This window comes from Leclercia sp. M-A074-M (assembly GCF_965195605.1).
Classification (GTDB): Bacteria; Pseudomonadota; Gammaproteobacteria; order Enterobacterales; family Enterobacteriaceae; genus Enterobacter.
In genome coordinates this window covers 97,366-109,856 of record NZ_CBDAHM010000004.1, presented here as the reverse complement: position 1 = coordinate 109,856, position 12,491 = coordinate 97,366, and the positions used below count along the sequence as shown (strand labels likewise).

The 12,491-nt window shown below is 58.2% G+C and carries 13 protein-coding genes; 5 read left to right on the top strand and 8 right to left on the bottom strand.

Going from position 1 to position 12,491, the window contains the following annotated elements; translation table 11 throughout:
* Nucleotides 1–5: 5 nt before the first annotated feature.
* Nucleotides 6–974, bottom strand: a complete 969-nt coding sequence (locus tag ACOKCT_RS10135; RefSeq protein WP_263950815.1) for an ABC transporter substrate-binding protein — start codon at nucleotides 972–974, stop codon at nucleotides 6–8.
* Complete coding sequence (locus tag ACOKCT_RS10130; RefSeq protein ID WP_263950814.1) at nucleotides 971–1,663, bottom strand: ABC transporter ATP-binding protein; 693 nt, start codon at nucleotides 1,661–1,663, stop codon at nucleotides 971–973. Before ACOKCT_RS10130 ends, ACOKCT_RS10135 begins: the two co-directional genes overlap by 4 nt.
* 136 nt (nucleotides 1,664–1,799) lie before the next feature.
* Here ACOKCT_RS10130 and ACOKCT_RS10125 point away from each other — a divergent pair, with 136 nt between their 5' ends.
* A complete protein-coding gene (locus tag ACOKCT_RS10125; protein ID WP_159338841.1) occupies nucleotides 1,800–2,372 on the top strand; it encodes a flavin reductase family protein in 573 nt (190 codons plus the stop codon).
* Between the two features lie 141 nt (nucleotides 2,373–2,513).
* Here ACOKCT_RS10125 and ACOKCT_RS10120 read toward each other — a convergent pair whose 3' ends face one another.
* Nucleotides 2,514–3,131 (bottom strand): trypsin-like peptidase domain-containing protein, encoded by a 618-nt coding sequence (locus ACOKCT_RS10120; RefSeq protein WP_103179657.1) that lies wholly within the window; start codon nucleotides 3,129–3,131, stop codon nucleotides 2,514–2,516.
* Nucleotides 3,132–3,147: 16 nt separating this feature from the next.
* Nucleotides 3,148–5,250, bottom strand: a complete 2,103-nt coding sequence (fusA, locus tag ACOKCT_RS10115; RefSeq protein WP_263950813.1) for an elongation factor G — start codon at nucleotides 5,248–5,250, stop codon at nucleotides 3,148–3,150.
* Nucleotides 5,251–5,532: 282 nt separating this feature from the next.
* On the opposite strand from fusA, the gene ACOKCT_RS10110 reads away from it, so the two are divergent.
* Genes ACOKCT_RS10110 through ACOKCT_RS10100 form a run of 3 tightly spaced genes read left to right on the top strand, consistent with a single transcriptional unit; the run spans nucleotide 5,533 to nucleotide 6,724 of the window.
* Nucleotides 5,533–6,015, top strand: coding sequence for an Hcp family type VI secretion system effector (locus ACOKCT_RS10110; protein ID WP_159338837.1), 483 nt, complete (start codon nucleotides 5,533–5,535; stop codon nucleotides 6,013–6,015).
* Nucleotides 6,012–6,488, top strand: a complete 477-nt coding sequence (locus tag ACOKCT_RS10105; RefSeq protein WP_103179659.1) for a DUF2778 domain-containing protein — start codon at nucleotides 6,012–6,014, stop codon at nucleotides 6,486–6,488. Before ACOKCT_RS10110 ends, ACOKCT_RS10105 begins: the two co-directional genes overlap by 4 nt.
* Nucleotides 6,488–6,724 (top strand): hypothetical protein, encoded by a 237-nt coding sequence (locus tag ACOKCT_RS10100; protein ID WP_103179660.1) that lies wholly within the window; start codon nucleotides 6,488–6,490, stop codon nucleotides 6,722–6,724. The genes ACOKCT_RS10105 and ACOKCT_RS10100 overlap by 1 nt, the downstream gene beginning before the upstream one ends.
* Nucleotides 6,725–6,873: 149 nt before the next feature.
* Here the strand turns inward: ACOKCT_RS10100 and ACOKCT_RS10095 are convergent, their stop codons facing one another.
* The 4 genes from ACOKCT_RS10095 to ACOKCT_RS10080 form a co-directional block, all read right to left on the bottom strand.
* Nucleotides 6,874–7,320, bottom strand: a complete 447-nt coding sequence (locus ACOKCT_RS10095; RefSeq protein ID WP_103179661.1) for a hypothetical protein — start codon at nucleotides 7,318–7,320, stop codon at nucleotides 6,874–6,876.
* Between the two features lie 391 nt (nucleotides 7,321–7,711).
* Nucleotides 7,712–8,974 carry a glycerate kinase type-2 family protein gene (locus ACOKCT_RS10090; RefSeq protein ID WP_420193422.1) on the bottom strand — a complete coding sequence of 421 codons (1,263 nt, stop codon included), beginning with the start codon at nucleotides 8,972–8,974 and terminating at the stop codon, nucleotides 7,712–7,714.
* Between the two features lie 3 nt (nucleotides 8,975–8,977).
* Complete coding sequence (locus ACOKCT_RS10085; protein WP_103179663.1) at nucleotides 8,978–10,045, bottom strand: tartrate dehydrogenase; 1,068 nt, start codon at nucleotides 10,043–10,045, stop codon at nucleotides 8,978–8,980.
* 16 nt (nucleotides 10,046–10,061) lie between these two features.
* Nucleotides 10,062–11,369: an MFS transporter gene (locus tag ACOKCT_RS10080; RefSeq protein WP_156654522.1), complete on the bottom strand. Its 1,308-nt coding sequence runs from the start codon at nucleotides 11,367–11,369 to the stop codon at nucleotides 10,062–10,064.
* Between the two features lie 129 nt (nucleotides 11,370–11,498).
* Between ACOKCT_RS10080 and ACOKCT_RS10075 the strand changes: the two genes are divergently transcribed.
* Nucleotides 11,499–12,395 (top strand): LysR family transcriptional regulator, encoded by an 897-nt coding sequence (locus ACOKCT_RS10075; protein ID WP_103179665.1) that lies wholly within the window; start codon nucleotides 11,499–11,501, stop codon nucleotides 12,393–12,395.
* Nucleotides 12,396–12,491: the final 96 nt, after the last annotated feature.

Sequence of the window (12,491 nt, the reverse complement as noted above, 5' to 3'; positions counted from 1 at the left end):
CCTGATTATAAGGTGAAGAGCGTGTTGAAACGCTTGAGGATATCGCTGCGTTCGCTGCTACCATCGCTTTTGGTCGGCAGAATTTTCAGGTCGTTAAGCAGCGGACGTTTGGCCTGCACATCGCCACGGGCCGGCATCAGCCAGGCATCGGCCACCATCGCCTGACCTTCCGGGGAGAGAACGTAATCCACAAAGGCTTTAGCGTCATCCGCATGCTGGGTGGATTTGAGGATCATCATCGGACGCGGGGCAATCACCGTGCCGCTGGCCGGGAAGATCACCTTCAGTGATTCGCCCTGGCTGATGTTGCCATACGAGACATAATCCACCGCGCCGAACACCGCCGCTTTGGCTCCCTGCATCACCGGGGTGACCGCCTGAGCGTTCGGGCCGCTGACGACCATGCCGTTCTTTTTGAGCTCATCAAACAGGCTCCAGGCCTTGTCGCCCATGCCATTCTGCAACCCGATCAGCAGATCGAGAGAAGCACCGGACAGCGCCGGGTCCGGGGTGGTGACTTTGTCTTTAAAGGCGGCGGTGGTCAGATCGCGCCACTCTTTCGGTTCCGGGGTGCCGCTTTTGGTGTTCCAGACGATGCCCAGCGCCGAGACGCCCTGGGCGACAAAGTCCTCTGATTTCAGATCCGCAGGCACGTTAGCCGCATTGGCGCTCTGGTACGGCAACAGCCAGCCGCGGTTGTGCAGATCTTCCGCGGTATCCCAGGAAGCGGAGATCAGAATATCGGCCTGCGGGTTAGCCTGCTCCGCTTCGAGGCGGGCCATCACTTTGCCGGTGGTGGCCTGGAAGATATCCACCTTCACGCCGGTTTTCTTTTCAAAGCCGCTGGCCAGGTTTTTGGCGAGCGACCCGGGCCCGGCAGTGTAGACGGTCAGCGCGTGGGCGCTGGAGATCATAACGGACGATAACGCCATGGCTAACAGCACTCCTTTTCTAACGGACATTGTAGCTTTCATGCGAACTCCCCTGAGGTGGTAATCAAACGATCGGCAGCGACGCTGCCAGCAGACAAATGCACGATGCGATCGGCCAGGATTTCAGCCTCCCGGCGGTCGTGGGTAACATAGACGGCGGTGGTGCCGAGCTGGCGCAGCAGTGACGCCATCTCGTGACATAAGGTGCCACGCAGTTCGCTGTCGAGGTTGGAGAGCGGTTCGTCAAACAGCAGCACTCTCGGTTCCGCGACAATCGCCCGGGCCAGCGCCACGCGCTGTTGCTGTCCGCCCGAGAGCCCCGCCGGCTTGCGATCGGCAAAAGCGCTTAAGCCGACGCGATCCAGTGCCTGCGCCACGCGGCTTTCACGTTCCTGACGCGGAACATGGCGCATCTTCAGCGGGAACATCACATTCTGCGCCACGGTCATGTGCGGCCAGAGGGCGTAATCCTGGAACACCATGCCGATGTCCCGGGCTTCCGGCGACAGCGCCCATCCGCTTTTCGCCACCAGGCGATCGCCAAAATGGATCTCACCCTGTGCAGGCTGGGTTAACCCCGCCAGCAGACGCAGCAGGGTGCTTTTGCCGCAGCCCGACGGCCCCAGCAGCGCAACCACGCTACCCGGCTCGATATGCAGATCGATTTGATTCAATACGGTATTCGCGCCAAAAGCGTACGACACGCCTTTGAGCGATATGGAAGTGAGCATCTTGTTATCCTCTTTGGGATTTGATGCCCGCCACTGTAGGCAGCTTGTGTTGCGAAAACATGACACCTTTGTTGCGTATTGATTTCCGATGGCTTTCAGACGTTTAATGCTCTGATGCTATTGATGAGGAATTTCTATGAGCCACTTCCGCCCCGTTGAGTTAATGCACGCCAGCCGCCTGTTAAATCACGGCCCGACCATCCTGATCACCAGCCGCGACGACTCCCTGGACCGCCGCAACGTCATGGCCGCCGCCTGGTCGATGCCGGTGGAGTTCGAGCCGCCGCGGATCGCCATCGTGGTGGATAAAAGCGCCTGGTCGCGGGAGCTGATTGAGCGCAGCGGCATGTTCGGGATTGTCATTCCCGGCGTGGCGGCCACCAACTGGACCTATGCCGTGGGCAGCGTTAGCGGGCGCGATGAGGATAAGTTCAACTGCTACGGGATTCCGGTGATTAACGGCCCGGTGCTGGGGCTGCCGGTAATTGAAGAGAAGTGCCTGGCGTGGATGGAGTGCCGTCTGCTGCCCGCCACCTCCGCGGCAGAAAAATATGACACCCTGTTTGGCGAGGTGGTCTCAGCCGCCGCCGATGAACGGGCGTTCGCGGCCGGACGCTGGCAGTTTGACGACGATAAGCGCAACACCCTGCACCACCTGGGCGCAGGCACCTTTGTGACCAGCGGGAAGCAGGTGAAAGCGCCTGAGTGAAATAACCGGTGTTTATTCAGATGCCGGATTTTGCCCGGCGGCGCTTCGCTTGCACGGGCCTACACGAGCACGGGACACGTAGGCCGGGTAAGGCGCAGCCGCCACCCGGCGTCGCAGGTCCTGCACTGTAGTCAATATCGTCTAATAGGTCTTATAAGGGATCCGCATGCGGTCCAGCAGGTTGGTAAAGTCCTGCACCGCCACAAAGGCCACCGCGCCCTTGCCGGGGATGACGTTGGTGATGATCCCCACCGTCTCCCCGGTCAGGCTGTCTATTACCGGTCCGCCGGACATGCCCGATACCGCCCCCGCCCCGGTAATGATGCCGTAGTAGCAGCCGTTGCGCTTCACAAAGCCGTCGATTTTGCCCCGGCTGGATTTGGGCAAACTGTTGATGGCGCTATAGCCAAACAGCGTAACGTTGCGTCCGGCCCGGGCCCAGGCCAGTTGATGGACGATCTTGCCGCGGTTGTTATCGCCAATTACCGCGACATCACAGGTGGGATGCTGGGCTCTGACCGGCTTGAGCAGCGGCACCGCGACGTGCGCGGCGGTGAGCGACAGCTGGCTTGAAACCGGGAATGTGGTGCCCTGCATCCCGGCGGCAAGCCAGTTCAGCGGTGCCGGCAGGCCGATAAAAACGAGATCCGCCTGCCGGGTGGCGGCAAAGTCGGTTTTGCTGGTGCCAGACATCACCACACACCCCAGCAGTAACAGGGGTGCCATGAGTGCGGCGAGAGCATAATGCAGACGCTTCATGGTTCACCCCACGGGCCTACTTTTTCGACCGCCCGGCGATGATCTCATCGGCCACGATACGCGGCGCTTCGGCGTAGTGGTGGAACTCCATGCTGTAGGTGGCTCGCCCCTGGGACATGGAGCGCAGCGTGGTGGCGTAGCCGAACATCTCCGCCAGCGGCACGTCGGCGCGTATAATCTGGCTGCCGAACCGCTCCTCCATCCCCTGCACCAGCCCGCGCCGGGAGGAGAGATCGCCCATAATGTTCCCGGCATACTCTTCCGGGGTTTCCACCTCCACATGCATCATTGGCTCCAGGATCACCGGGTCGGCCTTGCGCGCTGCCTCCTTAAAGCCAAAGATCGCCGCCATGCGGAAGGCCATCTCCGAGGAGTCGACATCGTGATAAGAGCCGAAAGTCAGGGTCGCTTTGATATCCACCACCGGATAGCCCGCCAGCACCCCGCTGTTCATCGCTTCCCGCAGCCCTTTCTCAACCGACGGAATATACTCCCGGGGCACCACCCCGCCCTTGGTGGCATCGACAAACGTAAAGGCGCTGCCCGGCGCCTGCGGCTCAAGGCTCAGCACCACGTGGCCATACTGTCCTTTCCCACCGGACTGGCGGACAAACTTGCCCTCAACGTCGCTCACCGCTTTGCGAATGGTTTCCCGGTAGGTCACCTGCGGGCGACCAATGTTGGCCTCGACGCCAAACTCCCGCTTCATGCGGTCGACGATGATCTCCAGGTGTAGTTCGCCCATCCCGGAAATGATCGTCTGACCGGACTCTTCATCGGTATGCAGGTGGAAGGAGGGATCTTCCGCCGCCAGACGATGCAGGGCGATGCCCATCTTCTCCTGGTCAGTTTTGGTTTTTGGCTCGATGGAGAGGGAGATCACCGGGTCCGGGAACTCCATCCGCTCAAGGGTGATCACCGCGTTGGGGTCGGTCAGGGTGTCGCCGGTGGTGACATCTTTCAGCCCGACGCAGGCGGCGATATCCCCGGTGCGCAGCTCCTCCACGTCATGCCGGTCGTTGGCGTGCATCAGGACGATACGCCCGATGCGCTCCTTCTTGCCTTTCACCGGGTTAAAGACCGCGTCGCCCTTTTTCAGCACCCCGGAGTAGACGCGGATAAAGGTCAGCTGCCCGACGTAGGGGTCGGACATCAGCTTGAACGCCAGCGCCGAGAAGGGTTCGTCATCATTAGGGTGGCGCTCGGCGTGCTGGCCTTTTTCATCCACGCCGTCGATAGCGGGCACGTCGAGGGGGGACGGCATCAGCTCGATCACCGCATCGAGCATTCGCTGCACCCCTTTGTTTTTAAAGGCGCTGCCGCAGAGCATCGGCTGGATCTCTCCAGCCACCGTCCGTTTACGTAAGCCGCGGATAATTTCTGCCTCGTCGAGCTCATTGGTGTCGAGGTATTTATCCATCAGCTCGTCGCTGGCCTCCGCCGCCGCAGAGACCATTTTATCCCGCCAGGTCCGGGCAGTGGCCTGTAAATCATCCGGCACCGGGGCATAGGTAAAGGTCATCCCCTGGGTAGCGTCATCCCAGATGATGGCCCGCATGTGGATCAGGTCCACCACCCCGGTGAAATGCTCTTCCGCGCCGATGGGGATGACAATCGGTACCGGGTGCGCTTTCAGCCGGTCGATCATCATCTGCACCACGTGGAAAAAATCGGCCCCCGGACGGTCCATTTTGTTGACAAAGGCGATACGCGGCACCCGGTACTTATTGGCCTGCCGCCAGACGGTTTCCGACTGCGGCTGTACTCCGCCTACCGAGTCATAGACCATTACCGCCCCGTCCAGCACCCGCATGGAGCGCTCCACCTCGATGGTAAAATCGACGTGGCCGGGGGTGTCGATGATATTGATCCGGTGCGGCTCATAGCTGCGATCCATGCCGGACCAGAAGCAGCTTACCGCCGCCGAGGTGATGGTAATCCCCCGCTCCTGCTCCTGCGCCATCCAGTCGGTGATCGCCGCACCATCGTGGACCTCCCCCATCTTATGGCTCACCCCGGTATAGAAGAGGATGCGCTCGGTGGTGGTGGTTTTACCGGCATCAATATGCGCCGAGATACCGATATTGCGATAACGCTCGAGAGGAATAGGCCGGATCATGATGCATCCTTATTTAATGGACATGACAAACGCGCGCTGGGTTAGCGCGTGCAGGTATGTAGATCAGTGTAGTGCTCTGTCAAAGGGGGGACGGGTGATTCTGCGGTGAATGTACTGAGAACATTTCAACGCCAGGAGTTCGATGCAGGCTAGCCCGCATGAATCAACTTTGTTTAAACGAATAAAAAAACCTTATTTATTTTCGGGATCAATGTTTTTGCAAATTAACCTTAATGTATGTAGGCTTTTTTTCGTTTATCAACTAATTAAAGGATTACACAAATGGCAATTCCAGCTTACTTATGGATGAAAGACGATGGTGGAGCTGATATTAAAGGATCGGTTGATGTTAAAGATCGTGAAGGAAGCATTGAGGTTCTGGGTTTTAGTCATGGATTACACTTACCGACTGATAATAGCACAGGCAAAATCACCGGAACGCGCTTACATGCGCCATTAACATTTCAGAAAGAATTTGATTCCTCAAGCCCATATATATATAAGGCTGTAGCTCAGGGGCAGACACTAAAAAGCGTAGAATTGAAATGGTATAAAATTAATCACTCAGGACAAGAGGAAGAGTACTTCAATATGTTACTTGAGAACGTTAAGGTTATTTCAATTTGCCCCATGATGCACGATTGTAAAAATCCAGCAACTGAAAAGCATAATCATCTGGAAGCAGTATCCTTACGATATGAGAAAATAACATGGAAATATTGTGATGGGAATGTCATTTTCTCCGATAGCTGGAATGAACGATGATCCAATGCACTTTCCATCTAAATGGGAATCAACTAAGTAATCTGAGCTGCCCCGGAATAGGTTTTTTTCCGGCTTATTCTGGTACAGGCACATCACGCAACAATGCTAATGATATTGCAATCCCTTCTATCGGACCGCTACCGCCAGGTTTATACTACATTGTTACACGTGGTACAGGTGGTGCACTAACAGGGTTGAGTGATGCTTTTGCATCGTTCGTATCCGGTTCGGACAGGTCAGTATGGTTTGCTTTGTACAGACATGACGCACAGATTGATGATATTACGTTCACAGGACAGGTAGAAAGAGGACACTTTCGCTTGCATCCCGCTGGTTATAAAGGCGTAAGCGAAGGTTGTATTACCTTGCCGCGTCTATCAGATTTTATGCTGTTACGCGATGCTTTGCTTAAAACGCCAACCATACAAGTAACGTCCTCATTAACTGCTTTCGGTACTATACAGGTGTATTAATGAAGCCACTGCATTACGTGTTATTATGGATTGGGGAAGCGCTGCTATACACCCTGGTGTTAGCGGCCTTATTTTTACTGATACCAGAAATGAAAGCCTATAGTTTGGTGAGAATCTTTACAGATGTCATCCCTGGTGATACATGGGATAAATATTATTTCCTTTCCCTCTGCATTTTATCATTACTCATCGTAGCCATCATCGTTTATATAACTGCATCACTGAAAAAGAGATAAAATCAACGCCCTTATAGATAATAACTGTAAGGGTGTTTCGTGAATATCACAACCTAACGACTCTTCGATATACATGTTGGCCGAATTAAATTCAGAGATTCATTTTCATGCCAGATACTCTAAGCATTAAGAAGTAAATTTTATCGTTTTCAAAGTAATACATCGCCCTGCTCTGTCCTCAGCCAGCGCGGAGCTTTCAGCCTGTAAGTAAAATAACTCACTAGGTCAAACAGCAAATCTTCGATAACGCGCTGCTGCTCGCTTGTCAGCATGCCACTCATTGTCAACTGAGTGAGTTCCTGACAGTACCGGCACAGAGTATCGGTTTCCGGCTCGAACACGGGGAGATGAGTGGGCAGCGTATCAATGGTCAACACATCCACCATTTCCGGAGGAATGGGCTCGTTAAGCGTCGGCATCAGCAGAGAGAGGCTGGTAGACAGCCGTCCGCACAGAGCCAGTTTATCTCGGGGATCGTCGGCTTCTACCATCGCTTCAACGTAGCGTTCGCAGTTATCTGCAAGCTCGATGAAATCGGTAAGATGGTTGAAGGGTCTGGTAATTAATGCGTGAATTGGGGTTAGGGTCGTAGCCATATTGGCAACCTCACTAAGTGATTAATTTACATCACCACAGGAGAGGCTAATCTCGCTGGTGGTGAACTGAACGGAGTTAGCCTTACCGGCCTTAGTGACACCGGCGCGCTTTGCAGCGCCCCCGTCCAGCCCACCATTGAGGTGTAGCAGGTCGCACGGCGCAAATGAAGCTTTGCGCCGTCACTAAGGTTGCAGGAGGCTAATCCCGACGCCTGATTTTGCAAGCGCAACAAGAAGATACTGCGATACAGACGAGACGGCAAGAGGCATTCCCGGAAGCAGCCTCGCAAATTGTTGAAAAAACGCCGGGTGGTGGCTGCGCCTTACCCGGCCTACGGGGCCGGTGCCGTTGTAGGCCGGGCAAGCGCAGCGCCGCCCGGCACTGCTCCTGTCAGGCGATCATTATCACCCGGATATCATTCACGTTGGTTAATGTCGGGCCGGTCACCACCAGATCGCCTGCGGCGGCAAAGTAGCTATAGCTGTCATGCCCGCGCAGCATCGCCTTAGCATCCAGCGCGGTGCGAGCCAGCGTCTCCGGCGTCACTATCGCTCCCGCCGCATCCTCGGTGCCGTCAATCCCGTCGCTGTCCCCGGCGATGGCGTAAATTCCCGCCTCGCCCTTCAGGGCACAGGCCAGCGCCAGCAGGAACTCGGTGTTGCGCCCGCCGCGGCCACATCCCGTATCGCCAATCGTCACCGTGGTCTCTCCACCGCTCAGCAGCACCGCCGGGCCTTTTACCGGCAGGCCGTGCTGTTTCACGGATTTCGCAATCCCGGCCATCACGATACCTAATTGCGGGCTTTCCCCTTCCAGGGCATCCCCCAGGATCAGCGGGGTGTATCCCATCTTCTGCGCCACGGCTGCGGCAGCGGCCAGCGCGCCGGAGGGGGTGGCGATCAGGCGGATATCCTCGTCAATCTCTGCTGTCGTCACCGGGGCACGCGGGGTGCGTAGCACCCGCATTACCGGCTCCGGCAGTTTCAGGCCATAGCGGGCGATAACCTCCAGCGCCTCTTCTGGCGTGGAGCTGTCCGCCACCGTCGGGCCGGAGGCAATGCTCTGGGGATCGTCACCCGGTACGTCGCTGATGATAAGCGTAATCACCCGGGCAGGCAGCGCCGCCAGCGCCAGACGTCCGCCTTTGATGTCCGACAGCTGCTTGCGCACGGTGTTCATCTCGTTGATGGTCGCCCCGCTCTTTAGCAGCGCTTTGTTCAACGCCTGCTTGTCGGCCAGGGTAATGCCCTGGCGCGGCAGCGCCAGCAAGGACGATCCCCCGCCGGAGATAAGCGCAATCACGCAGTCGTCGGCGGTGAGGTGCTTCACCTGCTCCATCATCAGCATTGAGGCCACTTCGCTCATGGCATCGGAGACCGGGTGCGCCGCCTCGACGATACGAATTTTTTGCGTCGAGGCGGCATGGCCATAACGGGTCACCACCACGCCCTGCAGATCGACATCCGGCCAGGCGGCCTCCAGCGCGGCGGCCATGGCGGCGCTGGCTTTCCCGGCACCGACTACAATGCAGCGCCCGCGCGGTTTCGCCGGCAGGGCGTTAATCAGCGCCTCATGGGGGTCGGCGCTTTTCACCGCCGCCATAAAGATCTCAGTAAGCGCCCCTCGCAGGGCGCTATCGTCGTGTTGTGCCATAGATCAGCCTTCTGCAATGGCGCGGATCACCGCCTGGGTGACCTCGCGGGTGTTGGCCGTGCCGCCCACGTCCGGGGTCATGATCCCTTCGGCGCAGACCTGCTCCACCGCCGCCATCAGGCGCGCGGCAGCTTCCCCTTCCCCCAGATGTTCCAGCATCTGCGCCGCGGTCCAGAAGCTGGCGACCGGGTTGGCGATACCCTTGCCGGTAATATCAAAGGCCGAGCCGTGGATCGGTTCGAACATCGACGGGAAACGACGCTCCGGGTCGATATTGGCGGTCGGCGCGACCCCCAGACTGCCCGCCAGCGCCCCGGCCAGGTCGGAGAGGATATCGGCGTGCAGGTTGGTCGCCACGATGGTATCCAGCGACGCCGGGTGCAGGGTCATGCGCACGGTCATGGCATCCACCAGCATCTTGTCCCAGGTGACGTCCGGGAATTCGCGGGCGACGTCGGCGGCGATCTCATCCCACATCACCATCCCGTGACGCTGGGCGTTGGACTTGGTGACGACGGTTAACAGCTTACGCGGACGCGACTGCGCCAGGCGGAAGGCGTAGCGCATAATGCGCGTCACCCCGGTGCGGGTGAAGATCGCCACCTCGGTGCCCACCTCTTCCGGCAGGCCGCGGTGCGCGCGACCGCCGTGGCCGGAATATTCCCCTTCGGAGTTTTCACGCACGATCACCCAGTCGAGGGTGCCGGGTACCGCCTTGCGCAGCGGGGACTGAATGCCCGGCAGGATTTTAGTTGGCCGCACGTTGGCATACTGATCGAAGCCCTGGCAGATCGGCAGACGCAGCCCCCACAGGGTGATGTGATCCGGCACGTCCGGAGCACCCACCGCGCCAAAGTAGATGGCATCAAAGGCTTTTAACTGCTCCAGCCCGTCCTCCGGCATCATCACGCCGTGGGCTTTGTAGTAGTCCGAGCCCCACTCGAAGGTATGTACTGAGAAACGCATATCTCCCTGACGCTGGGCCAGGGCGTGTAAGACCTCAACCCCTGCGGTGATCACTTCCGGGCCGATACCGTCTGCGGGGATGGCTGCAATGGCGTAATCTTTCATAGTTTTTTTCCTTAAATTAATGTTTTGACTGAATTAATGTTTCGTTGGCCTGCGTTTTACGGCTGGATGCCGAGAGCCACAGCACAACCAGTGAAGAGAGGATCAGCAGCCCGGCGACAAACCACAGCCCCCAGGCGTAACTGCCGGTCTGTTGCTTGATCAGGCCAATCATGAACGGACCGACGAAGCCGCCCAGGTTGCCGAGGGAGTTGATGGTGGCGATCCCCGCCGCCGCCGCCGAACCGGAAAGAAACAGGGTTGGCATGCTCCACAGCGGTGGCTTGGAGGCGCTGATGCCGCAGTTAACGATGGTCAGGGCGAGGATCACCCCAACGATGCTTGCCGTGCTGCCCGCCATAAACAGCCCTGCCGCAGCCACAATGCAGGCGGCAATTACGTGCCAGGAGCGTTCGCCGGTTCTGTCGGAATGACGCGCCCAGAGCACCATGGCCGCTACCGCCAGCACCGCCGGGATCGCATTCAGCAGGCCAACGGTCATGGAGGAGACGCCGAGGGTTTTGATGATCTGCGGGGACCAGATGCCCAGGGTATAGAGTCCGGCGGAGGTGCCGAAGTAGACCAGCGACAGGGCGAGAACGCGTTTATCCAGCAACCCCTTCCAGACGCTGTGCTGGGCCGTGGCCTGTTTCGCCGCCTGCTCGCGTTGCAGGGTGGCAATCAGCCAGCCACGCTCCTCTTCGCTGAGCCATTTCGCCTTTTCCGGGCGATCGGTGAGCCAGAACAGCACCACCACGCCGAGGATCACCGCCGGCACCGCTTCGAGAACAAACATCCACTGCCAGCCGGCGAAGCCCATCATGCCGTGCATCTCCAGCAGCGCCGCGGATATCGGCGAGCCGAGGGCGGTGGAGATGGGTGCTGCCGCCATAAAGATGGCCGTCACCTGGGCGCGCTTTTGCGCCGGGAACCAGTAGCTTAAGTAGAGGATGATCCCCGGGAAGAAGCCCGCTTCCGCCACGCCGAGCAGAAAACGCAGGGTGTAGAAGCTGGTCGTACCCTGCACGAAAGCCATGGCGCCGGAGACCAGCCCCCAGGTGATCATCACCCGGGCAATCCAGATACGCGCCCCGACCTTGTGGAGGATCAGGTTGGAGGGCACCTCAAACAGGAAGTAGCCGAGAAAGAAGATCCCGGCACCGAAACCAAACACTGCCGGGGAGAAGCCGAGGTCGGCGTTCATGGTGAGCGCCGCGAAACCGATGTTCACGCGGTCGAGGAAGGCGATGAAGTACAACAGCATGATGAAGGGTACGATGCGCAAGGTGATTTTGCGCATTACCCGTTGTTCGATTGTGCAGGTCATGTGAGGTGTTCCTCATAATTATTTTGTAGGGTACGCAGTCGGGCTGCCTTGATGAGTATGCTGATATTTCTTGCATGATCATGCGCATCGGTTTATACAAAAAAATGCAATAATCGAGAGCGAGCCAGAATGGAACTACAACACCTGCGCTGTTTCCTGGCGGTAGCCGAAACCCTGCATTTCGGTCAGGCGGCCCAGCGCCTGGATATGCTGCCCTCCGCCCTGGGAAGAAATATTCGTCTTTTAGAAGAGGCACTTGGCACGAGGCTGTTTACCCGCTCGACCCGCCGGGTGGCGCTGACGGAGAATGGCGTCTTGCTGCGGGAAGAGGCACGTAAGCTGCTCGCCCATGCCGACGCGATTATGTTGCAATTTCGTCAAAATCCACGCCGGGCGCAGCCGCTTTTGCGCGTCGGCACCATCGACAGCGCGGCCATCGGTTTGCTGCCCGGACTGCTGCATCTCTTCCGCCAGCACTACCCGGATGTGGAGATTCAGCTTTTCGAAGATAAGACCGTACACCTCCTGCCGAAGCTGAAAAGCGGCAGGCTGGATCTGGTCTTTATCCGCCCGCCTGCCCAGCTCGACGCCCAGTTTGGCCGGGCATTTTTATGCAATGAGCCGGGAATTCTCGCCCTGCCCGCCAGCCATCCGTTTGCTGACCGGGAGAAGGTCGATATCGCGGAGCTGGAAGGGATGCCGATGATCCTGCCGGAGCGGCGCTCGCGCCCGCACAGCCACGACCTGACCATGAATCTTTTCCATCACGCCGGGATAGAAGTGACAGTGTCACAGATGGCGGACGAGAAGCAGACCATTATCAACCTGGTGGCAGCGGGTATTGGTCTGGCGATTGTGCCCGCCTGGAGTAGCCGCTATCTGATGCCGGGCGTGAAATTTGTGCAGCTGAACGGTGCGGAGCAGATGGGGATGCCGCTGGAGGCGGTGTGGATGGCCGGGGCGCAGGATGAGATTCGGGATAATATGCTGGCGATGCTTGAAGCGCATCCGGAGCTGTATGTATGAATCGCCGGGTGGCGGCTGCGCCTTACCCGGCCTACAAGGGTACAGAAGCCGTAGGCCGGGCAAGCGCAGCGCCGCCCGGCAAATCCTGATGACGGT

Bases quoted from the DNA above. Each gene is read 5' to 3' on its own strand.
- fusA (WP_263950813.1), bottom strand. From the start codon at position 5,250: ATGATCCGGCCTATTCCTCTCGAGCGTTATCGCAATATCGGTATCTCG.
- ACOKCT_RS10090 (WP_420193422.1), bottom strand. From the start codon at position 8,974: ATGGCACAACACGACGATAGCGCCCTGCGAGGGGCGCTTACTGAGATC.
- ACOKCT_RS10110 (WP_159338837.1), top strand. From the start codon at position 5,533: ATGGCAATTCCAGCTTACTTATGGATGAAAGACGATGGTGGAGCTGAT.
- ACOKCT_RS10135 (WP_263950815.1), bottom strand. From the start codon at position 974: ATGAAAGCTACAATGTCCGTTAGAAAAGGAGTGCTGTTAGCCATGGCG.
- ACOKCT_RS10105 (WP_103179659.1), top strand. From the start codon at position 6,012: ATGATCCAATGCACTTTCCATCTAAATGGGAATCAACTAAGTAATCTG.
- ACOKCT_RS10080 (WP_156654522.1), bottom strand. From the start codon at position 11,369: ATGACCTGCACAATCGAACAACGGGTAATGCGCAAAATCACCTTGCGC.
- ACOKCT_RS10130 (WP_263950814.1), bottom strand. From the start codon at position 1,663: ATGCTCACTTCCATATCGCTCAAAGGCGTGTCGTACGCTTTTGGCGCG.
- ACOKCT_RS10085 (WP_103179663.1), bottom strand. From the start codon at position 10,045: ATGAAAGATTACGCCATTGCAGCCATCCCCGCAGACGGTATCGGCCCG.
- ACOKCT_RS10125 (WP_159338841.1), top strand. From the start codon at position 1,800: ATGAGCCACTTCCGCCCCGTTGAGTTAATGCACGCCAGCCGCCTGTTA.
- ACOKCT_RS10075 (WP_103179665.1), top strand. From the start codon at position 11,499: ATGGAACTACAACACCTGCGCTGTTTCCTGGCGGTAGCCGAAACCCTG.
- ACOKCT_RS10120 (WP_103179657.1), bottom strand. From the start codon at position 3,131: ATGAAGCGTCTGCATTATGCTCTCGCCGCACTCATGGCACCCCTGTTA.
- ACOKCT_RS10095 (WP_103179661.1), bottom strand. From the start codon at position 7,320: ATGGCTACGACCCTAACCCCAATTCACGCATTAATTACCAGACCCTTC.
- ACOKCT_RS10100 (WP_103179660.1), top strand. From the start codon at position 6,488: ATGAAGCCACTGCATTACGTGTTATTATGGATTGGGGAAGCGCTGCTA.